The sequence below is a fragment of the Lysinibacillus sp. FSL L8-0126 genome, assembly GCF_038630385.1.
Taxonomy (GTDB): domain Bacteria; phylum Bacillota; class Bacilli; order Bacillales_A; family Planococcaceae; genus Lysinibacillus; species Lysinibacillus fusiformis_D.
This window is the reverse complement of record NZ_CP152028.1, coordinates 235,093-256,233: the sequence shown is the minus strand read 5'-3', so window position 1 is coordinate 256,233 and position 21,141 is coordinate 235,093. Positions and strand designations below refer to the sequence as shown.

The following is a 21,141-nucleotide window of genomic DNA, read 5'->3' as shown; positions in this document are numbered from 1 at the left end:
GACGCCCCCTGAAAGGACGCTGGTGGAACGGAAATCAACCTCTCGCTTTTCAAAGTGGCTGTTTCTATCATTGATATCACCTTTTTTATATACTTATTTTCGGAGTGTGTTCATGATGAGGCTGAAATTTTTTTCAAAGTTAATATACGGATTCACATTTTTTTGCCCACGAACCTTTAAAGCATAACTGGAAAAATTTAAACCAGCACCATATATTTGTAAAGCACCATTCGCAAGATCCCCCTTTTGAAGAAGTTCAAGACCATCTTTTAAGAAATTTTCACTCTCATCGAAGTGACATTCCGTCATGTATTTATCCCCGCTATAATATAACTTCAAATTTTCGATGATTATATTCGCTGTTTCGTTACTTATACTAGCATCGACATTCATTAATAACTGATTGATTGGTTTCACTAACTGAGCGTAGTGACTATCATAATTTTCACAAGTCTCCGCAATGGCATTTCTCAATTCTCTTGCATTCATCCTAATTCCTCCTCAAAGAAAATTTATGACCTACCTTACATTATACATACTCGTAATATTATGAAGGGATTAGTGATCCCTTTCTTTATAAAACTTACTCTTTAATTTTCAGAAATATGTTACAATTAAGTAGGTGAAGGAGGGATTTTGTATGTTTCGTTCAATAGCACCCCCAACAATGTCTTTACAGTAGAATCTACTGTTTAGGCATACAATAACAGTTTGCTCATTTTCAATAGATTCTACTGTATAGGTTAATACTTTATACGTAGAAAGTAGGAATTTGTAATGAGCGGAAAATTAGCATTTGTATTATCCATGATTATTTTTGGAGCAGTTGGTGTTTTTGCCAAGTATATTCCGTTAACTTCAAGTGAAATTGCTTTTTGGATGAGTTTAATAGGTGCTTGTTTTTTAGTAGTGATTTTTATTTATAAAAAGGGGAATTTTTCGAAATTAGAGATTATAAAAAATAAGTGGAAATTAATACTTTCTAGTATCGCCTTGTGTGGGAACTGGATTTTTTTATTTCAGGCTTATAAAGCAACAACGATTGCCAATGCTGCATTGAGTTATTATTTTGCACCAGTACTCGTTATCTGCTTATCTCCAATTATTTTAAAAGAGAAGCTAGTTGGCAGAAAAATAATGTATGTCTGTGTGGCCCTTATCGGACTATATTTGATTGTCCAAAGTCAAGGCACTGGGGACAGTGAGCATTTTATAGGCATTGTCTACGGTCTTATCGCGGCATGCTTTTACACAGCGCTAACATTGACAAATAAATTTATATGCGGCTTAAAGGAACCAGAAAATACAATGATTCAACTTTCTTTAGCAGCATTTTTCCTTAGCTTCTATCTACTTGGAACTACAGGATTTCAGGTCATGAAAATCAGTTTTGAATCAGTCCTATTCTTAATTACATTAGGCATTGTCCATGCAGGGGTTGGATTTTTATTGTTCTTTTTAGGCATGTCACAGTTAAAAGGACAAAGTATAGCCATTCTTAGCTATATTGATCCACTGACATCATTAGTAATTTCCACGATGATTATAGGAGAAAAAATGGCGCTTCTACAAATAATAGGAGCGGTCCTATTATTAGGCTCAACATTGCTAAGCGAAATAGAAAAAGAATAGGTAACCGAAGAAATGGTACAAGGCGAGTATTCTAATATTGACAGAAAAAATACGCTGTCGTAGATTATAAATAGTTTAATAAAAGCATTAGGTGCCCAATAGGGAGAATAGGGAATAAAGTGAAAAACTTTAGCGGACCTGCCACTGTATAAGGGAATGTCATCGTAAATGCCACTAGCGAATCGCTGGGAAGGCACGATGATATGTTGAACTAAGCCAGGAGACCTGCCTACTTGCTTCAGAAGTATATAGATGATGGAAAAGTCTGTAGTTTATTTGTCATGACAATAAACTACAGACTTTTTATTTTGTCTTCATGTAGAACGAGAGGAGAAACAATAATGCAATTATTACAAGACACGATTCAAAATATCCAAGGGGCTGATATGAATAGTATGGACCAAGCTAGAAAGCGAATTGATGCGCTTTGTAAGCCCCCAGGTAGCTTGGGTAAACTAGAATCACTTGCCGTACAGCTTTCAGGCATAACAGGACAATTATATCCAATGGTCGATAAAAAAGTGATGATTGTCTGTGCAGCAGATCATGGCGTTTGTGAGGAAGGCATAACAACGAATCCACAAGATGTTACGGTCTTTCAAACATTAAATTTTCCTAAGGGAGGTACAGGCGTTTGTGCGATTGCGGGCATTACCAATGCAAAGGTAGTAACAGTAGATGTTGGGGTAAAAGAAGATATTCCGCTTGATGCAGGTGTTATCATTCATAAAATTAAACATGGCACAGATAACATGGCACAGGGCCCTGCTATGTCAAGAGTAGAGGCTATTCAATCCATTGAAGTGGGGATTCATGTGGCAACAGATGAAATCACAAAAGGAGCCAACTTACTTGGAACAGGTGAAATGGGCATTGGTAATACAACGCCGAGCACTGCCATATTAGCTGCTTTGACTGGCTATGACCCTATTGAAATAACAGGGTTTGGCGCAGGAGTTGGTCAAGGAGGGATTGCTCATAAAGCAGCAGTAATTGAAAAAGCAATTACTCTCAACAACCCCAATCCTAACGATATCATTGATGTTCTAGCTAAAGTTGGAGGGCTAGAGATAGGGGCTATGGCTGGTATCATGCTGGCTGCCGCAAGTCACCGAAAACCTGTTATTATTGATGGTTTTATTTCGACTATTGCTGCGCTTATTGCTTATCAAATTGAACCGAAAGTAAAAGACTTTATCATACCTTCCCATGCTTCAGAGGAACCAGGGGCTAAAATTGCCGCATCATTACTTGGTGTAGAGCCAATGCTGCATATGAACATGCGATTAGGCGAAGGCTCTGGTGCTGCTCTAGCCTTTCCTCTTTTAGATGCCGCTTGTTCTATGATGAAAAATATGGTGACATTAGAAGAAGCCATGAATCTTTTGGCTAAATAGTTACTGAATAACAAATAAGCGCAAATAGTTAATGAACTCTTTGCGCTTATTCATTTTTTTATCAATTACAGTATCTATGCCCGATTCAACTTACGCAAAGGCAAACGCCACTTCATCATATAGGAAAGAATGCGTAATGCTGTAATCACTGCAAATAATACATAAAGGAAAATGTCTCCAGTCAAAACTTCAAATCCGATAACAAGCCCTGCGAGAGCAGCCCAAACACCATAGACTTCATCACGGAGAACTAGCGGCTTCCGTCTAGCTAATAAATCTCGCACAATACCACCACCTGAACCTGTTAAAACAGCAGCTACAACGACTGCGCTAATTGGCATATCTAGCTTCACTGCATAGAGTGCACCTTGAATAGCGAATGCGGATAAGCCAATGGCATCTGTGAAGTTGCCCCAACGATGCCAATGCTGAATCAAATGATGCGGGAAGATAAAAAATATCGTAATCGCAGCTAGTGCAATTTGAAACATCATATCCTGTCCCCATAAGGTTGTGACAGGCAGTCCGATGAGTAAATTTCGAATAGCTCCTCCACCAAAAGCAGTGACAATACCGAGTATATATACACCGAATAAATCGTATTCTTCTTCCATGGCAATGATTGCCCCAGAAATAGCAAAGGCAATTGTTCCAATAATACTAAAAACCTCCCAAGCCATCCCTTTCACCCCTTCTATCAATAAATGAACTTCTTTTTTAAAAGTTAAAAGACTTTTTTTGACGTAACAGAATCTATGAATTTAATAGCCAAAATCAGTCATTACATACGCTTCTTGAAGTAAGTCCGCACATTAGCTTAGCGTAAAATTCGCTTAGAAACAATAGGCAAGTTTTGCAGGGGTTCATACAAATTGATAAGATGTTATTGAAATAAAGAAAAACATTCGTCAAAAGCGTTGATATACCAGTAGTTATTTAGGGAATTCTAGAATGAGTGAAGTCAATTTAGAGAGTCGATAGATCTTACTGATTGAAATGCGGGACAATTGTGAAATGGAGAAGAAAAGAATGACGTTTACATCTAATTTATCAGCACAAACGCTATCCTTAGCGTCAAAAATAGAGGAGCAAGTTCGACCCTATCATGCAAAGGTAGAAGAAATGGCGTTTTATAATCAACAGAAGGTGCTAGCAGCATTTCGCAAGCATCAAGTAAGTGACTATCATTTACATCCATCCAATGGCTATGGCTATGACGATGAGGGACGCGATAATTTAGAGCGTGTTTATGCGGAAGTTTTTGGGGCGGAGGCTGCCATTGTACGACCACAAATTATTTCAGGAACACATGCAATCACGCTTAGTCTATTCGGTGTCCTTCGTCCTGGTGATGAGCTGCTTTATATTTCTGGTCAGCCATATGACACATTGCAATCCATTGTCGATGGTGGTAACAAAGATACCGGTTCACTGAAAGATTATAAAATAGGCTATCGACATGTGGATTTAGTGGAAAATAAAGCAATTGATTGGGTAGGTGTAGAAGCAGCCATTACTACGCAAACAAAAATGATTGCCATTCAACGTTCGAAAGGCTATGCGACACGTCCATCCTTTACGATTGCAGAAATTGCTGATATGTGCGAAAAGGTGCGCAAATTAGCCCCACATGCCGTTATTTTTGTAGATAACTGCTATGGTGAGTTCGTAGAGGCGAAGGAACCAACAGAGGTTGGTGCTGATTTAATGGCAGGCTCACTCATTAAAAACCCTGGTGGAGGATTGGCGAAAATTGGTGGCTATATTGCTGGCCGTGCAGATTTAGTAGAGAAATGTGCGTATCGTATGACATCTCCAGGTATTGGGGCAGAGGCAGGGGCAACATTAAATACATTAGGAGATTTTTATCAAGGATTTTTCCTAGCCCCACATGTCGTATCACAAGCCTTAAAAGGTGCGATCTTTACAGCAGCTATGCTGGAGGAAATCGGAATGAGCACTTCTCCAAGCTATGATGCAAATCGTACGGATTTAATCCAATCCGTTTCCTTCCAAACTGCACAGCAGATGATTGCCTTCTGTCGTGAAATACAAGCCAATTCTCCAATAAATGCCCATTATGCTCCAGAACCAGCTTATATGCCTGGTTATGAAGATGATGTCATTATGGCTGCGGGAACATTTATTCAAGGCTCCAGCATTGAGCTGACAGCAGATGGTCCAATCCGTCCACCATATACAGCCTTTATCCAGGGTGGACTAACATATGAACATGTTAAATTTGCTATTTGTAGTGCTGTTCAAGCCATTCAAAAAAAGTAATATGAAAATAAATAAACCTTAAATTTGAATAGTTTTTTACAATTTTCTATCGGATTGAAAAAAATAACGCCTTACATGTTAGGAAACCTCACATGGTTGGTTGACAGTGAAAAAATTTCGTTATATGATAAGCGGGTATTGGAGGAGGACTTAAATGAGTCGTGAAATTAGACGAACTATGCCGTTATTATCAATGAGTATTGTGATGCAATTAACTGAACTCTCGGCACGACAAATTCGTTATTATGAAGAACACCATTTAATTGAGCCGCACCGAACAGAAGGCAATCGTCGAATGTTTTCATTAAATGACGTCGACACATTGCTTGAAATTAAAGACTACTTAGAGCAGGGTATGAATATGGCGAAGATTAAAAAATTATTTGCTAAAAAGAAAGATCCTGTTGCTACAGATGAACAAGATTTAAGTGATTCAGAATTACGCCAAATCATGCGCGAAGAAATGCGTCAAGCTCAGCGCATGCAAAAATCATCCATCCGACGAGGGGATTTATCTCGATTCTATTAATAAATAGGGTAGGGTAAACATAAAAGCTAGACAAATTATAGGAGTGTGGAAAACTGTGGGTAAATACACAAAAGAGGACATTAAACGTCTCATCGAAGAAAAAAACGTAAGCTTTATTCGTTTACAATTTACAGATATTCTTGGCACAATCAAAAATGTTGAGATTCCTGTAAGTCAATTAGACAAAGCATTAGAAAACAAAATGATGTTTGATGGCTCATCTATTGAAGGTTTCGTTCGAATCGAAGAATCTGATATGTATTTATATCCTGATCTTGATACTTTCGTAGTATTCCCTTGGACTTCTGAAAAAGGGAAAGTGGCACGTCTCATTTGTGACGTATACACTGCGAAAGGCGAACCATTTGCTGGTGACCCACGTAACAACCTAAAACGTATTCTTAAAAAAATGGAAGATATGGGCTTCTCAAGCTTCAATTTAGGGCCTGAGCCAGAATTCTTCTTATTCAAATTAGATGCAAAAGGCGAACCAACGTTAGAAGTAAATGACCATGGTGGTTACTTCGACTTAGCTCCAACAGATCTTGGTGAAAACTGCCGCCGTGATATCGTATTAGAGCTAGAAGAAATGGGCTTTGAAATTGAAGCATCTCACCATGAAGTAGCTCCAGGACAACACGAAATTGACTTTAAATATGCCGATGCTGTTACAGCTTGTGATAACATTCAAACTTTCAAATTAGTTGTTAAAACAATTGCACGTAAACATGGCTTGCACGCTACATTTATGCCAAAACCATTATTTGGTGAAGCAGGCTCTGGTATGCACTTTAACGTGTCACTATTTAAAGGTAAAGAAAATGCATTCTATGATGAAGCTACAGAATTAGGTCTTTCTGAAACAGCTATGCAATTCATGGCGGGTGTTCTTGCACATGTACAAGGTTTCACAGCTGTAACAAATCCAACAGTAAACTCTTATAAACGTCTAGTACCTGGTTATGAAGCACCATGTTATGTAGCATGGTCTGCGCAAAACCGTTCACCACTAATTCGTATCCCATCAGCACGTGGACTTTCAACTCGTGTAGAAGTACGTTCTGTGGACCCTTCAGCAAACCCATATTTAGCAATGGCTGTTATTTTAGAGGCAGGTCTTGAAGGTATTCGTCAAAACTTAACGCCACCAGCAGCTATTAATCGCAATATCTATGTGATGTCGGAAGAAGAGCGTCAAGCTAATGGTATTGAAAACTTACCAGCAGCACTTGATGATGCTTTAACATTACTTGCTAAAGATAAAGTAGCGCAAGCAGCTTTAGGTGAGCATATTTACGCAAACTTTAAAGAAGCAAAAGAAATCGAGTTCGATATGTACCGTACAACCGTTCATCAATGGGAACGCGATCAATATTTAAAAATGTACTAAGAATTAATAAAAATATAAAAAAACGAGTGCCTCTTCACTTGGAAGGTACTCGTTTTTTTGTCTATAGTTCCAGAGCATGATAGGGCAGCATGGCACCCCATCGTTATTGTTAACGGCCCATATGTTTACGATGGTGTGGCATATGACAAGGGTTAGGTGGCATACCGCACATTGTATGTGTTTCACAGCATTCATTAACAACAGACTCTGTGCATGGGAAATAGTATTGATGATCAATCATATGTTTATTTACTGTTGTGACATGTGCTGGTTGTACATGTGGAACAACCGTATGGATATAATTTGTGCGAACATATTGCTCTGGTGGTAAAAATTGTGGTGGATCAAATTGCGTTGGCATTGTTTGTGGCGGACAGCAGTGTGGACCTTTTGCCGGATGGCGTCTTCGTTGAAACATGTTATTACCTCCTGTTTTGATAAGTTGTAGTTCATTATTAAGATATGAGATATACGTCGATAGGGTCTATTTATTTGCCTATTATTGAATAGGTAAATCTAACAAGTCGCTGAAATGGTAGAAAATCTATAGCTGGTTAGATACATATTGGGTGAAAGAAGCAGCTACTGAAAGCCTCTCCCAACATCAAAATGACATTGCTTAGAGCTATTGTTTTAAATAAATGCCATGAATTTTAGTCAATTATCTATTACACCTCAGCATCATTGCGACGAAATTTTCATAATAAATACAAAAATCCTACACCTTCTAAACTATATGGGAGGGAGTTGTAGGCTAATCAAGATAAAAAATTATTAAAAAAGTATGTTTTTTGAAAAAAAAGATATTGTCAATAAAACGGTCGTACAGTATACTCTTTAATTGATAATGAATATCATTATTGATTATATTTTAGGAGGAAATGTATGTCGAAATTATCACTACGCAATAAAAATGTTTCTATTCTTTTTGCGCTATTCTTAACATTCTCGCTTTTATTGGTGGGATGTGGAGATAAAGCATCGAACGGTAGTTCGCAAGAAAATGACAAAGCAGAAGAAAGTAACACAGAAGAATCTTCTAGCCGTGAGATTACACATGCTATGGGAACTACCACAATTGAAGGAACACCTACAAAAATCGTTACGCTATACCAAGGGGCTACAGATGTAGCAGTAGCGATGGGCATTAAGCCAGTGGGGGCAGTAGAATCTTGGGCTGAAGCACCTTTTTATAATTATTTGAAAAAAGATTTAGATGGCGTTGCGATTGTTGGACAAGAAACGCAACCTAATCTTGAAGAAATTGCAAAACTTAAACCAGATTTAATCATTGCATCGAAAGTGCGTCATGAGGAAATTTATGATCAGTTATCACAAATTGCACCGACTGTTGCTCATGAAACGGTTTTTGATTTCAAGGGAACAGCTGAAATGATGGGTCAAGCAATGGATCAGGAAGAAAAGGTGAAAGAGTTACTAGGAGATTGGGATACGCGAGTTGCTGATTTCCAAACAAAAATTCAAGAGAAGCTTGGCGATAAATGGCCATTCCATGTTTCAGTTGTTAACTTCAGAGCAGACCATGCACGTATTTATGTAACAGGATATGCAGGTTCTATATTGTCAGAGCTTGGCTTCCAAGGTCCTAAAAATTTAACAGATGACTCATTGGAAATCGTGAAGCTAACGGATAAAGAAAGTATTACACAAATGAATGCCGATGTTATTTATATGTTTATGGAAAATGATGACGCAGTCAAGAAAAATTATGAAGAGTGGACAAAACATCCGCTATGGAAAGAGCTTGATGCTGTGAAGGCAAATCAAGTTTATCAAGTAGATGAAATTAATTGGAATCTAGCTGGTGGACTTATTAGTGCTAATTTAATGCTAGACGATATTTATGACAAGTTTGAATTAGAAAAATAGTAAAAGAGACTAGGGCTGTTGAAAGTGTTATAGAATACTTGAATGACAGCCCTCTCATTATAGGGATTGGACATATTAGAAACCTACAATCCCTTTCATAAGATAAATTGTGGATCAAGAAAGTTGGCGTAAAATGAGAATTATTCTTTCCAGTACCTCGATGAAACAAGTAGGCTTATTCATCAGTTGTTTGATCCTTTTGCTGGCATTTTTAATCAGCATAGCTATTGGTCAAACGTCCATACCCTTCTCGTCAATCTATGATGCCATTTTTCATTTTGATGCTGCTAATAAGGAGCATGTTATTATTCGGACATCGAGATTTACAAGAGCTGTGATCGCTACAGTAGTTGGCGCAAGTCTTGCCATCGCGGGAGCATTAATGCGGGCATTAACAAGAAATCCTTTAGCAGCTCCTGATATTTTAGGGATTAATGCAGGGGCGATATTTTTTATTGTTAGTGCCATTACTCTTTTTTCCATCAATTCTTTAATGAGCTATATGTGGATTGCCTTTTTAGGTGCAGGTGCTGCGGGAGCTATGGTATTTTTCCTAGGGTCATTAGGAAGAGATGGTTTAACACCGATTAAAATAGTATTAGCTGGTGCAGCGATTACAGCTCTATTTGTCTCGTTTACGCAAGGGCTTTTAGTGATTGATGAACAAGGCTTACAAAGTGTTCTTTTTTGGTTAGCGGGATCTGTATCAGGTCGTAGCATTGACATGCTTATACCAGTTTTACCGTTTATTTTAGTGGTCACAGTTGTGGCAATAGGTATGGGTCGTTCTATAAATATTTTACAATCAGGTGATGATATTGCAAAAGGCTTAGGACAACGAACTATGATTACGAAAATCACACTCGGTCTCATTATTATCATTCTTGCAGGTAGTTCAGTTGCTGTAGCAGGTTCAATTGGCTTTATTGGTTTGATTGTCCCTCATATTGCGATTCAGCTTGTTGGTACGGATTATCGTTGGATTATTCCGTACAGTGCAGTATTAGGAGCAATATTGCTGCTGTTAGCTGATATGGCTGCGAGATATGTGATCATGCCATTAGAAATGCCAATTGGTGTAATGACTGCCTTTATCGGAGCTCCTTTCTTTATTTATATTGCACGAAAGGGGTTAGCGAAAAATGTCTAATTATAGGATAGTTCGAACGAAATCTGAACGTATATCTTTTCAAATTGCCAAAAGAACTAGTTGGATTTTACTGTTATTAAGCTTATTATTAGTCATCATAACAGTCCTTGGTTTATCTGCAGGTAGTGAATTTATCCATCCTATCACAGTGGTGAGGGAATTATTGGGCTATGGTAATGGAGAGTACGATTTTGTCTTACATACATTAAGGCTCCCACGTGTATTGATGGCATTATTAGTTGGTGCAGCGCTAGGAGTTGCTGGTTTAATTTTACAAGGGATTATCCGTAATCCACTTGCTGCTCCAGATATTATCGGTGTAACGAGTGGTGCATCCATGGGGGCGATTATTTTTATCGTGTACTTTATGGGGTCAGTCAGCATTCAATTTTTACCGTTAGCTGCTATTTTAGGTGCTGGCATTGTTTCCTTTATCATTTACCTACTGTCATGGAGAAAAGGCGTCACACCTATTCGTATGGTGCTTATTGGTATTGGGATTTCAGCCTTAGCAAAGGCCGTTGTGACGATGCTGCTTGTGATCAGTAATGTAGCTGCAACAACGAAGGCCTATTTATGGCTGACAGGTAGTTTGTATGGGGCTAATATGCAGGATGTCTATTTGCTTTTACCATGGGTTGCTCTGTTATTGCCACTAACGTTTATTTTGGCAAGAACAGTAAATGTGAAGGAATTAGGAGATGAAATTGCGATAGGGCTAGGGGTAAAGGTTCAAGTGTACCGTTTACTTTTTTTACTCATTAGTGTGATGCTAGCTGGCTCTGCGGTTGCATTTGCTGGTGGAATTGCCTTTGTTGGATTAGTAGCCCCTCATATGAGTAGAATGCTTGTAGGGCGTTCCTTTGCTGGATTGATACCTGTGACTGCTATAATCGGTGGGATGATTGTTATCGTAGCCGACATCGTAGCACGCACTGCTTTTTTACCAAAGGATTTACCAACAGGTGTCTTTACGGCTGCAATTGGGGCACCATTCTTTATTTATTTACTATTTAGAACGCGCAATCAATAAAGCTACAGGAAATAACAGTTAAAAGCGTGAGAAGAAGGTGACGGGATTTTGAAAAATGTTTTAGAAGCACAAGATTTACATGTAAGCTATGGTGAAAATCTTATTTTGGAGGATTTGAATCTTCAAATACCAAAAGGGAAAATAACAGTACTAGTAGGTGCTAATGGTTGTGGAAAATCAACGCTACTACGAACGTTTGCACGATTACAAAAACCAAAGTCGGGTGAAATTTTCTTAGAAGATGATTCACTAGATACCATTTCAACGAAAGAGGTGGCTAAACGGTTAGCCATTCTCCCACAGGGACCTGTTGCGCCAGAAGGACTAACCGTTCAACAATTGGTAAAACAAGGTCGTTATCCACATCAGAGCTGGTTAAAGCAATGGTCTACTGAAGATGAAAAAATTGTGAACAATGCGCTTGAGGTAACACAGATGACAGAATTTGCAGATCGACCAGTAGATGCATTATCAGGTGGTCAGCGTCAACGTGTATGGATAGCCATGACATTGGCTCAAAAAACAGATCTTATCTTACTAGATGAACCTACGACTTATTTAGATATGGCCCATCAAGTAGAAATTTTAGATTTACTATTTGATTTAAATGAAAATGAAGGGCGTACAGTCGTGATGGTCTTGCACGATTTAAACTTAGCCTGCCGCTATGCCCATCACATTGTAGCTGTGCGAAATAAACAGGTGTATGCGCAAGGTAAGCCAGAGGAAGTGGTAACACCTGAGCTTGTACAAGCTGTCTTCCGTATGGACTGTACGATTATGAGAGACCCTCTATTTGGTACGCCTTTATGTGTTCCACATGGCAAGGGACGAACAGTTCAGGTGGAGAAATTAGAGGAGGTAGGGTCAGTTGAGCTTACAACTGTCAGCTGAAGAAAAAGCAGTACTATTACGTGATTATCGATTGACAATTGAGCCAGCGGTAGATGCTGCTTACTCTCTACTAGCCCAAAATTTATTAGACACTGAACAAGCCTTAGCCTATTTACAAAAAATCGCACCTTTCTTTCATTCCACATCTACATTAGTTACAGCATCGTTATTTGCAAAGCGCTATAGCGTCTTAACGATGGCTTCAGCATTCTATGCTATGTCAAGATATGATAAGGGGCTATATGTTGGTATTGAGAATATTTGGGTGGAAGCAGAAGATCATGCGAAACCATGGCTTCCAAACATTCGCTTAATCGATGACTCTGTGTCAGTGCCAACACAAGATCGTGAAGCATGGCGTGATGAGGTTCTCCAAGGAATTTTTGTAGGTAATCTAGCGAAAGTGTGGCAGTCATTAACAAAAATAAGTAAAATCCCAAAAGCAATCTTATGGGAAAATACAGCTATTTATGTCAATTGGCTATATGAAACAAAAATAAGCGAAGGGGCCAGTGAGCAAGAAAAAGCTCGTATACAAGAAGACTATCACTATATTGTCAATCAAGCGCCAGGTTCTCTTTTTGGCGAAAGGAAAAATCCTTTGACAAATTATTGTGGTCTCAAAGTGACAATCAAGGAATCAGAGCAACCAATACGCTTGAGAAAAACATGTTGTTTCTATTATCATACCTCTGATGAAGCAAATGACTTTTGTATCTCTTGTCCCAAAATCAAAAGACTTGGCTAACCTCATGAAGCATTGACAATTCCACAAAGTGAATAAACAGTCGTGTGGTTTATTCACTTTCATGTTGGTGAAAAAAGATGATGTCAATAGCAGAAAAAGAACCTTTAGCAAGGCGAGGGGTTGATTTCCGTTCTGCCAGCGTCCCTTCTCCAGGGGGGCGGTCCGATGAGCCACTTCCAGGGTCTCAGCTGTGATGCTAAATCCCCTCCAATCAACCATATGCAAAAGTGTCTTTTCCTCTATCTTTCATACTAGTCGAAGCGATCAAAATAGCCCATTATTTGTATAATTAAAGAATAGAGGTTCTTATTTTCATTGTAGAGAAGTGATGAATGACAACACCTCTTCATAAAGAGTAGTGAATACCCTTCACTTTATTTGAAGACCTTTGCTAAAAAGGTACCATTTTTATGGATTGGAGTGGAAAGCAAGTAGCCTGCAATCACCTGTCACAAAAATGCTATGGATGGTTTTGTTTTTTAACACTATGCAAAGAGGCGGAAAAGTTATTATCTATTTTTGCTATTTTCGAAATAATCAAGTTTCTTCCCAGCCTCGTTTCCTTCCTATTAAAATTTCTGTTTATTATAATATAATATTGATATACTAGTTTTAAAGAAAAAAACTATACTAATTATGTATAAAAATTCAGAAAATTGTAGAGTTGAACCATATGTGTTGTTGCGTTTACAATAGTTTTATAACACGATTATGTTATAAAAACATGAATAGAGTCATTGTTTTTCTATTTAAAGCTCAAAACTTCATTGTTTTTGTAATAGTACTATAACAGAAAGAGGAGGGAGGTATTGAATGAACACTACATGTTTAGCTTATAGAGTATTACAGCAAACGAAGTATAGTGAAAGATAAAATTGGGGAATGCATCATACATAGTTACAAGTTTAAGCAATACTAAGAAATGAGGTTTCAGTCAAAAATGAAAAAGTATTCTGTTAGTACATATATTTATTTCATCATTCCTTCTTTAATTGGTATTTTTCTATTTATGACTCCTGTATTAACGGATGAGGGCTGGAAAGTACCGATTGCCATTTTAGCAAATATTTTAGCAGGTGTAGTGGCTCCAGTCATTAGTTATTTTACGATTATTATGTTTGCAATTTCCGCGTTTGGCGCACTTATAGCTAAATGGATTCCTCGAAAAAATATGAAAGAACCTAGTATTTTAGATACATTGTTTTATGTCAATTGGTTTTGGACGATTACTCGCTTTTTAGGTTTAGCTTTTGCTTCGATGGTTGTCTTTCAATTTGGACCTTCTGCCATCAACAATGAAAATACAGGTGGGCTACTGATGGATCCAAACGGTGGACTTGTGACGTTTTTATTTACCATTTTTTTATTCGCAGGTTTCCTTTTACCATTTTTAACAAACTTCGGTTTGCTTGAGTTTTTCGGTACAATGATGGTGAGAATCATGAGACCTCTTTTTAAAAGCCCAGGGCGTTCTTCGATTGATGCTCTTACGTCATGGGTCGGTGATGGAACGATTGGAGTGTTAATGACGAGTAAGCAATACGAGATGGGGAACTATACCAAAAAAGAAGCAGCGATTATTGCTACTAGCTTTTCTGTTGTCTCCATCACCTTCTGTATCGTAGTATTGGATACCGTCCACTTGGCACGCTATTTTATTCCTTATTATTTAACAGTAGTACTTTGCGGTGTTGTACTAGCGATTATTATGCCTCGAATTTATCCTCTTGCACAAAAGGAAGATACATATATCGATGGTACTCCAGTAGACTATTCGCGTGAGGAATTGCCAGAGGGCTATAATTCTGTGTCGCATGGCTTAGAAAATGCACTTGCTATTGCTCATGCAAATCGAGATCCGCGCCAATTTTTAAAAGATGGTTCTAGAAATGTTATTGATTTATGGGTTGGCGTTGCTCCTATTGTTATGGCTTTTGGTACAATTGCCTTAATGCTTGCTGAATTTACCAGTATTTTTGTGATTTTAGGAAAACCATTTGAGCCGATCCTAACTGTACTAGGCTTACCTGAAGCGGCAGAAGCGGCTCAAACAATGGTCGTAGGCTTTGCCGATATGTTCCTGCCTTCTATTTTAGGTGCAGGGATCGAATCAGATGTTACTAGATTTGTCATTGCTGTTGTTTCTGTATCACAGCTAATTTATATGTCTGAAGTTGGTGGACTTATTTTAGGAACAAAAATTCCATTGAAATTTTTCGATTTAGTCGTTTTATTTATATTACGTACGCTTATTTCCCTACCAATCGCTGCATTGGTTGGTCACATACTCTTTTAATGAAAAAGCCAAGTCTAGATCGACTTGGCATTTTTCATGAGATAATGATAACTGCCTTTTTTACGTATACATAAATAGATATAATGAGATACAAATTTGGAAAAAGTAATTAAAACACAAGGAATAGATGCACTTCAATCAAAGAATAAGGGGACAACCATTCATAAAAAGAATCAAATAAACAACAGAAACATCCTATTCCTATACAAAATAAGGTTTCCAAAAAGCCTTCTCAATTATGAGAGGGCTATTTTTGATGAGACTTTCCAATCAGATAAGCACTAAAAGGGATAAATGAAATGATTTTGATGAGCAGCATACAGACAAGTAAACTGGATAAAAAAAGAGAAATGACTTGAAGAGCAGTAGTGGGTAGTAATGCGCTATAGGGAGCTAAATATTCTTGAATTAGCCAGTGAATTAAAAAGATCCCAAAGGAATAGCGACTTAAAATAGGGATAAAAGGGAGCTTAGGCAAAACCTGTGCAAACGCCAGTATGCAAAACGCCATCGCCAACACGAATAGCATAATATCAATTCTTCTTGATGTAATTTGTTGGGCACCTAAATAATAATTTATATATAAAATAGCCATTGCAAGTATGACAGCTATAATTGTGAAATATTTATATTGGACGAGGTAGTGCGCGATTTTTTCATAATGACTGCCGATAATATAGGCTAGTGCAAAATATGGGAGCCAGCCGACAAAGAGCAGGCGCATAAAATGTTCATTTTGTATGAAATAATCTATATTGGCATTTGCTAGTGTCATATAGAAAATGCCAAGTAAGAACATAATGGGCGTAAACCAGATGCTGGATACCTGATATTTCTTGACAATATAGAAGAGAATATAGAGTTGAAAAATAGTCATGACAAACCATCCCGAAAAATCACCTAAAATAATATGGCGATATAATGCCTCCCAAAAGCTTTCATCATAATGAAGAGCTGCGTTGGCTGCATATAGCATGCCTGCAGCTATAAACGGAATAACAATAAACTGAAAACGACGTCCTATAAAATGGGGAGGTAGCTGATGTTGGTAGCGTTTAGCTAAAATTAAAATGGATAATAAGATAAAAGTGGGTGTAGCGAAACATAATAATAATCGAAAAAACTGATAGTAGGGTTGATCCATATAGCCATTAATACTTTCAATATTGGTCGTTGCATGTAATAACACAATACTCAGGCAAGCTACTACCCTTAAGACGTTCCACTCATACACCATCTTCATCACCCTCATTTTCAGTAAATTGTTAGGCATTTCGTTACCGAATGCAACCTAACTATATATATGAACATGTCTAGCGTGATAAAACCTGCCTTACTTGCTATGGCTGAAAATAGTTTATGCCGCAAAATATTATTAAAAAATCCTAGTAACATGGCGAGAGCTCCATTTTTGCATATGTGTCACATAACCACTATGCATATACTGTGGCAAGAGGGGGGGAGGTGAGCTTTTATGAGAATTAATTGGAAGGTTCGTCTTCAACATATTCCATTTCTACTAGGGCTATTTTCATTGTTACTCTTACTCGCACAACAAGTTGCAGCGATTTTTGGCTATGATTTCACAGGGGTAATGAGTGAGCAAATGTCATCTATTTTAAATACAGTTTTATCCATTCTTGTATTAATGGGTGTTATTGTGGATCCAACGACACGAGGCACCAGTGATAGTGAGCGTGCCTTAATGTATAGGAGACCGAGATAAATTAAACAAAAAGTGTAATTTTACAATAAGGATAAATATGTTATACTGTTAGAAAATTGATAAAGTGGGGAGGATGATTGAATGTCTCTTGAATTGGAGCGAAGAATTGCTAAGCTCGAAGAGGAAATGGCAGATTTACGTCAGGAATTGTCTTCGTTAAAAGGTACACAAAGTACCGAAAAAATAAATACTCTTGATGCCAGACAGTCGATGATCAAGCAATCAGAACCAATAAAACCAAAACCAGCACTGGAGTCGAAGTCTGTCCCGACTAAAGTAACGGAAAAAGAAGTGCAACCGCAGCCATCGATGGAGGAGCGTGTTATGTGGGCACTGCCAAAAGTATTCATGGTTATTTTAGTAATGGGCGTACTTTGGGGCCTAAAACTTGTTAGTGATTATGGTTATTTATCGAATGGCGTGAAAATCATCCTTGCCTATGCATTATCGGTAGGTTTGGCGGTTATAGCCTATGTACTAGAACGTAGAAAAGTAGGCTCATCTGCTATAACGATTTCCTTATATGGCGGGGCATTTATTGTCGGTATTTTAACAACTGCCGCGAGTGCCATTTTATATGAAATCATTGGTCTTACTCCAGCACTAGGCATTACACTTCTTTATATTGGCTATGGTATTGCCATTAGTTATTGGAAGAAAAATGAAGCACTTACCGTTTTTGTAGCCTTTACATCGTTATTGCTACCTTATTTATTAGAATATATGGATTTTAATGCGGTCATTATCTTGCTTTTTGTCGTGATATTATTTGCTTCATTGCAATGGGTCATTTATCAGCACAAGCAAAAGCTAGCTCTCTATATTGCTACATTCTTCTCGGTGCTAGCGGTGAGCGTAGTAGCGTTTATGAATATTGATAAGCAAGTTATCTTCGCATTTGGTTTATTGGTGATTCTATCAATATTTTACGTAATTTGGTGTTTAATGTATAACGCACAATCCAAATGGAAGCCTCTTCATATAGGGCTTCAATTTTCCTTAGGCTCATTTAGTTTATTGCTGATGAATCTTATTATTCGTTCACTTCCGCATGGAGAAATGCTGCTCCTTGTCCTAATGGCTTTATTTGGAGCGGTGGCGTTATATAGCTATCGCCAAAAATGGCAGGAAGTATTGGATAGCGCTGTTACACTCGCATTTATCACCCTATGTAATACGATACTTTTAATGAATATACCAAATAAAGTGGATGATTTACTTTATCCGATGATTGCTTTTGCTGGCGTGATGATGAGTTTGCGACTACGGGCAAGTATGATGAAGGTCGTTTCTTCATTTGTTCTTATCATCACATTCATTTTAAATTTCATCTTTCATGAACCAAAACCATTTTTCAGCATAGATCATTTAAGCTTGTTCATGCCAATTATTTATTTCGTTATTATTTACTTATATGCAAGACGTCCAAAAGAGACACTTACGACATTTGAAAAGGTCATGAAGGATCTGTATGTGATTGATATTTTAGCAGTGGCCACAACTGGCTATTTCTTAGCCTATATTGGCAAACTAGATACCGTTTATTTTGCAGCAACAAATGGCATTCCATATATGATGTGTATCGTATTAGCTGCCTTATTTACTGGCTCTCTATTTGTAGAGGAAACCTATAAAGGTCGTGCTTTAACACCAGTTCTCGGCTCATTTTTCCTATTATTCTTCTTGATGATCAGCACCAAGCCGACCATGATGGAAAGCTTAAATATTATAACTAGATTGGTATATATGGCAGTCATTGTCGCCATCATCGTAGATATTCTAGTAAAAGGGTTTATTTATCGATTGTATGAAGTGCGTCTGGGGAAATATGTAGATGCTATTGTAAGCACTGGTATCGTGCTCACGATGATTTCAATATGGGGGCTGATCCATCAATTTACGTTTAACAACGTCCTTGATTGGAAGCTAAGCATCGCACTGACAACCATTACATTATTTTTGACGGCAAGCGTTTCCCTATGGATAAGCTCCACACATCAATTAAAAACACTGCGCTCAACAGGTTTTATTCTGTTAGTCATGGCGTTTATTAAGCTAATTTTCTTTGACTTATCTGCCCTTGATTTATTAATTAGAGCTATTCTATTTATAACGATTGGTGGTATTGGCATGCTGCTATCGGGTAGGTTGTTGAAGAAATAAAGAAGAAGAGATTCCAATGCATTTTGGAATCTCTTTTTCTATTGTTCTACTAATTCATTTTCTTTTATTAAAGTGATAGGATCGCCAATTTCTGTATGTCCTGAAGAAGGTGGTTGGATTGTGCCTTCTGTAAATGTAACGGAGGTACCTCCATTAGCTAGTAAATTATCAGAAATAATAGCTCCTTTAATGTGAGCGCCGCCTTCTAAAATGACAGAAGCATTTGGTACAATAATATGTTGACCATTTGAGTTTGAACCACCATTAAAAGTAACCTTAGTTGCTCCTGCATATATATTCCCCGTTAATCCTATCCCCCCTGTGAATGTTAAATTGGCTTGCTTAGAATAAAGAGAGGCAGCGCTTTGTGTTTCTCCTGCAATTGTGATAGCTGATGCTCCGTTATAATATAAATTTATTTGATTAGCATTACCGTTCCTGTTTAAAGATCCTTTTAGATTAAAAGTATTATTAATATATACATTTAACTTTCCTGTTCCTACAATTTTAATATGCCCCTGTAGTATATTAAAATCTTCGATATATAAATTTTTATCTGTATCTCCTACATTTATAGTCAACGTATTATTTTGATCCACTTTGAACTGTTTGAAATGTGTATCACCATTTAACTGTAAAGTATAGTTATTAGTCATCCAATTATCAGCTAAAAAATGTCCATTATTAATGATGAAGGTTTTGTTGTGTGGATCTTTGATGACTTCTTGATTTGGAGGAACAGGTAATTTTGATAATTGTTGCATTTTCTCTAATGGAAATAAAGGCAGGATACTTGAACCAGGATATTTCCTACTTTGCGTAAGTTTGCTTGATAAATCCCCCATCCAAGATGGATATTGGAAATGATCACTTGAAGCACCTACAGTACCAGAAATAGATGAACCACCATCCAATGAAATTATACCGATGTCAGTAGCTACATCTCCCTTTATGGATGCCCCACCTGTTAGCTTAATATTGCCTTTAGTTTGTACTGCAAATTCAGGGGTAGCAGTATTTAAATTTTCCTCATCATCCCCACCATTATTATTAGTTGTTTCGGCATCAAGAACAAAGTCTACACTTTGCTGTAGTTCTCTTTTTTGTGAAGGCGATTCTCCATATGTACCGATAGAAGTTATCCAATATCGAAGATTCGTATCTAAATCCTGTTTTAGGGTAATCCTGGCAATAGGTTGCATTCCTAGTTGTTCTTCAAAATTATTTATAATGTTTTCGTTATTTAATAGTGGTTCTATTATGCTTTTAATATTCTCTTCATATAATTCTACAAATTTTTCATACTTTTTCTGTTGAATTGGTAAACGATCGTATTCTGCTTTTGCACTTTGATAAGCTTCATTCGCTTTTTCTAATAAAATTGCTTTTTCATAATTTACACCTGCCTCAGCAATGTAATAAATGGATTGATCTTCTCGCTCATGTTTAGAGAGTTTTAAGGAATTTGAAGATACAGCAAGTAAACCTAGACCTAAAATCGTCACTAATACAATGGTTAAAAAAACTAATAAAAATGAAAAGCCTTCATCATTTAGTAGATTTTTTTTCATCTTTTGCACCGTCACCACTCCTAAAAGATAGTTGTGTAGAGATTGTGTGTTCGTTAATACTTTCAATATTAATGGAAATAGAGTCGCCAATACTTGTTAAGGAAAATGAGTGTATATGAGTTGCAATAACCTCGTTGTTACGAGTAATAGTATTTTTTTCAGCATCAAAGATATATGTGTATTGAATAGAACCATCTCTGTTTTTAAATGTTGAATTATTAGGATCATACGTAATGGTTTTTCTCATATCTTTCGTAATGAGCTTTAAAACATAAGACAACTCGGATAGCTGTTCATTATTTTCAAGTTGTTTTTTATTAGTTTCTTTGCTAGACGAAAGTATACTAAAAAGAATTGTTGAAACAATGCTTAAAATTAAGATAACAGCAAGTACTTCCACGAGTGTAAAACCTCTGTTATTTTTTATGAACCTCATGTA

At 37.3% G+C, this 21,141-nt stretch carries 19 protein-coding genes and 1 riboswitch; of the genes, 13 read left to right on the top strand and 6 right to left on the bottom strand.

Features of this window, described 5'->3' with window-relative positions; translation table 11 throughout:
• Positions 1-93: 93 nt before the first annotated feature.
• Positions 94-489, bottom strand: coding sequence for a hypothetical protein (locus MHI34_RS01290; protein WP_036128186.1), 396 nt, complete (start codon positions 487-489; stop codon positions 94-96).
• Between the two features lie 288 nt (positions 490-777).
• Between MHI34_RS01290 and MHI34_RS01285 the strand changes: the two genes are divergently transcribed.
• The gene (locus MHI34_RS01285; protein WP_342504046.1) at positions 778-1,632 is read left to right on the top strand and encodes a DMT family transporter; all 855 of its coding nucleotides are present in this window, start codon (positions 778-780) and stop codon (positions 1,630-1,632) included.
• A 72-nt stretch (positions 1,633-1,704) separates the two neighbouring features.
• Positions 1,705-1,880: riboswitch (cobalamin riboswitch) on the top strand.
• Between the two features lie 93 nt (positions 1,881-1,973).
• Complete coding sequence (cobT, locus tag MHI34_RS01280) at positions 1,974-3,029, top strand: nicotinate-nucleotide--dimethylbenzimidazole phosphoribosyltransferase (protein WP_342504045.1); 1,056 nt, start codon at positions 1,974-1,976, stop codon at positions 3,027-3,029.
• Positions 3,030-3,103: 74 nt separating this feature from the next.
• Here cobT and MHI34_RS01275 read toward each other — a convergent pair whose 3' ends face one another.
• Positions 3,104-3,709, bottom strand: coding sequence for a trimeric intracellular cation channel family protein (locus tag MHI34_RS01275; protein ID WP_101966381.1), 606 nt, complete (start codon positions 3,707-3,709; stop codon positions 3,104-3,106).
• 349 nt (positions 3,710-4,058) lie between these two features.
• Here MHI34_RS01275 and MHI34_RS01270 point away from each other — a divergent pair, with 349 nt between their 5' ends.
• The 3 genes from MHI34_RS01270 (at position 4,059) to glnA (ending at position 7,231) form a co-directional block, all read left to right on the top strand.
• Positions 4,059-5,312, top strand: coding sequence for a methionine gamma-lyase family protein (locus MHI34_RS01270; protein ID WP_342504448.1), 1,254 nt, complete (start codon positions 4,059-4,061; stop codon positions 5,310-5,312).
• Between the two features lie 154 nt (positions 5,313-5,466).
• Complete coding sequence (locus tag MHI34_RS01265; protein ID WP_036128174.1) at positions 5,467-5,841, top strand: MerR family transcriptional regulator; 375 nt, start codon at positions 5,467-5,469, stop codon at positions 5,839-5,841.
• 55 nt (positions 5,842-5,896) lie between these two features.
• Positions 5,897-7,231 carry a type I glutamate--ammonia ligase gene (glnA, locus tag MHI34_RS01260; RefSeq protein WP_036128172.1) on the top strand — a complete coding sequence of 445 codons (1,335 nt, stop codon included), beginning with the start codon at positions 5,897-5,899 and terminating at the stop codon, positions 7,229-7,231.
• A gap of 109 nt (positions 7,232-7,340) precedes the next feature.
• Here the strand turns inward: glnA and MHI34_RS01255 are convergent, their stop codons facing one another.
• Positions 7,341-7,649, bottom strand: a complete 309-nt coding sequence (locus MHI34_RS01255; protein ID WP_036128170.1) for a CotD family spore coat protein — start codon at positions 7,647-7,649, stop codon at positions 7,341-7,343.
• 467 nt (positions 7,650-8,116) lie between these two features.
• On the opposite strand from MHI34_RS01255, the gene MHI34_RS01250 reads away from it, so the two are divergent.
• The 6 genes from MHI34_RS01250 to MHI34_RS01225 all read left to right on the top strand — a co-directional run bounded on the left by MHI34_RS01250 (position 8,117) and on the right by MHI34_RS01225 (position 15,242).
• Complete coding sequence (locus MHI34_RS01250) at positions 8,117-9,121, top strand: iron-siderophore ABC transporter substrate-binding protein (protein ID WP_101966380.1); 1,005 nt, start codon at positions 8,117-8,119, stop codon at positions 9,119-9,121.
• A gap of 133 nt (positions 9,122-9,254) precedes the next feature.
• A complete protein-coding gene (locus MHI34_RS01245; RefSeq protein WP_036128167.1) occupies positions 9,255-10,271 on the top strand; it encodes an iron ABC transporter permease in 1,017 nt (338 codons plus the stop codon).
• Positions 10,264-11,304, top strand: coding sequence for an iron ABC transporter permease (locus MHI34_RS01240; RefSeq protein WP_036128166.1), 1,041 nt, complete (start codon positions 10,264-10,266; stop codon positions 11,302-11,304). The genes MHI34_RS01245 and MHI34_RS01240 overlap by 8 nt, the downstream gene beginning before the upstream one ends.
• A 48-nt stretch (positions 11,305-11,352) precedes the next feature.
• On the top strand, positions 11,353-12,198 hold the full coding sequence (locus MHI34_RS01235; RefSeq protein ID WP_058843946.1) for an ABC transporter ATP-binding protein: 846 nt from the start codon (positions 11,353-11,355) through the stop codon (positions 12,196-12,198).
• Complete coding sequence (locus MHI34_RS01230) at positions 12,176-12,946, top strand: IucA/IucC family C-terminal-domain containing protein (RefSeq protein WP_342504044.1); 771 nt, start codon at positions 12,176-12,178, stop codon at positions 12,944-12,946. Before MHI34_RS01235 ends, MHI34_RS01230 begins: the two co-directional genes overlap by 23 nt.
• A 940-nt stretch (positions 12,947-13,886) precedes the next feature.
• On the top strand, positions 13,887-15,242 hold the full coding sequence (locus MHI34_RS01225) for a YjiH family protein (RefSeq protein ID WP_058843948.1): 1,356 nt from the start codon (positions 13,887-13,889) through the stop codon (positions 15,240-15,242).
• Positions 15,243-15,489: 247 nt separating this feature from the next.
• Here the strand turns inward: MHI34_RS01225 and MHI34_RS01220 are convergent, their stop codons facing one another.
• The gene (locus MHI34_RS01220) at positions 15,490-16,479 is read right to left on the bottom strand and encodes an acyltransferase family protein (RefSeq protein ID WP_340810083.1); all 990 of its coding nucleotides are present in this window, start codon (positions 16,477-16,479) and stop codon (positions 15,490-15,492) included.
• A 237-nt stretch (positions 16,480-16,716) separates the two neighbouring features.
• Here MHI34_RS01220 and MHI34_RS01215 point away from each other — a divergent pair, with 237 nt between their 5' ends.
• Together MHI34_RS01215 and MHI34_RS01210 are read left to right on the top strand one after the other, a co-directional pair.
• Positions 16,717-16,968, top strand: a complete 252-nt coding sequence (locus tag MHI34_RS01215) for a phage holin (protein WP_016991985.1) — start codon at positions 16,717-16,719, stop codon at positions 16,966-16,968.
• An 81-nt stretch (positions 16,969-17,049) separates the two neighbouring features.
• On the top strand, positions 17,050-19,131 hold the full coding sequence (locus tag MHI34_RS01210) for a DUF2339 domain-containing protein (RefSeq protein WP_342504043.1): 2,082 nt from the start codon (positions 17,050-17,052) through the stop codon (positions 19,129-19,131).
• Between the two features lie 38 nt (positions 19,132-19,169).
• Here MHI34_RS01210 and MHI34_RS01205 read toward each other — a convergent pair whose 3' ends face one another.
• Both MHI34_RS01205 and MHI34_RS01200 read right to left on the bottom strand, forming a co-directional pair.
• A complete protein-coding gene (locus MHI34_RS01205) occupies positions 19,170-20,711 on the bottom strand; it encodes a hypothetical protein (protein WP_340810085.1) in 1,542 nt (513 codons plus the stop codon).
• Positions 20,680-21,138 carry a type II secretion system protein gene (locus MHI34_RS01200; protein WP_036128114.1) on the bottom strand — a complete coding sequence of 153 codons (459 nt, stop codon included), beginning with the start codon at positions 21,136-21,138 and terminating at the stop codon, positions 20,680-20,682. The genes MHI34_RS01205 and MHI34_RS01200 overlap by 32 nt, the downstream gene beginning before the upstream one ends.
• Positions 21,139-21,141: the final 3 nt, after the last annotated feature.

Coding starts and splice junctions, on each gene's coding strand:
- MHI34_RS01220 (WP_340810083.1), bottom strand. CDS start 16,479: ATGGTGTATGAGTGGAACGTCTTAAGGGTAGTAGCTTGCCTGAGTATT.
- MHI34_RS01265 (WP_036128174.1), top strand. CDS start 5,467: ATGAGTCGTGAAATTAGACGAACTATGCCGTTATTATCAATGAGTATT.
- MHI34_RS01245 (WP_036128167.1), top strand. CDS start 9,255: ATGAGAATTATTCTTTCCAGTACCTCGATGAAACAAGTAGGCTTATTC.
- MHI34_RS01270 (WP_342504448.1), top strand. CDS start 4,059: ATGACGTTTACATCTAATTTATCAGCACAAACGCTATCCTTAGCGTCA.
- MHI34_RS01215 (WP_016991985.1), top strand. CDS start 16,717: ATGAGAATTAATTGGAAGGTTCGTCTTCAACATATTCCATTTCTACTA.
- MHI34_RS01200 (WP_036128114.1), bottom strand. CDS start 21,138: ATGAGGTTCATAAAAAATAACAGAGGTTTTACACTCGTGGAAGTACTT.
- cobT (WP_342504045.1), top strand. CDS start 1,974: ATGCAATTATTACAAGACACGATTCAAAATATCCAAGGGGCTGATATG.
- MHI34_RS01250 (WP_101966380.1), top strand. CDS start 8,117: ATGTCGAAATTATCACTACGCAATAAAAATGTTTCTATTCTTTTTGCG.
- MHI34_RS01285 (WP_342504046.1), top strand. CDS start 778: ATGAGCGGAAAATTAGCATTTGTATTATCCATGATTATTTTTGGAGCA.
- MHI34_RS01275 (WP_101966381.1), bottom strand. CDS start 3,709: ATGGCTTGGGAGGTTTTTAGTATTATTGGAACAATTGCCTTTGCTATT.
- MHI34_RS01240 (WP_036128166.1), top strand. CDS start 10,264: ATGTCTAATTATAGGATAGTTCGAACGAAATCTGAACGTATATCTTTT.
- MHI34_RS01225 (WP_058843948.1), top strand. CDS start 13,887: ATGAAAAAGTATTCTGTTAGTACATATATTTATTTCATCATTCCTTCT.
- MHI34_RS01255 (WP_036128170.1), bottom strand. CDS start 7,649: ATGTTTCAACGAAGACGCCATCCGGCAAAAGGTCCACACTGCTGTCCG.
- MHI34_RS01290 (WP_036128186.1), bottom strand. CDS start 489: ATGAATGCAAGAGAATTGAGAAATGCCATTGCGGAGACTTGTGAAAAT.
- MHI34_RS01210 (WP_342504043.1), top strand. CDS start 17,050: ATGTCTCTTGAATTGGAGCGAAGAATTGCTAAGCTCGAAGAGGAAATG.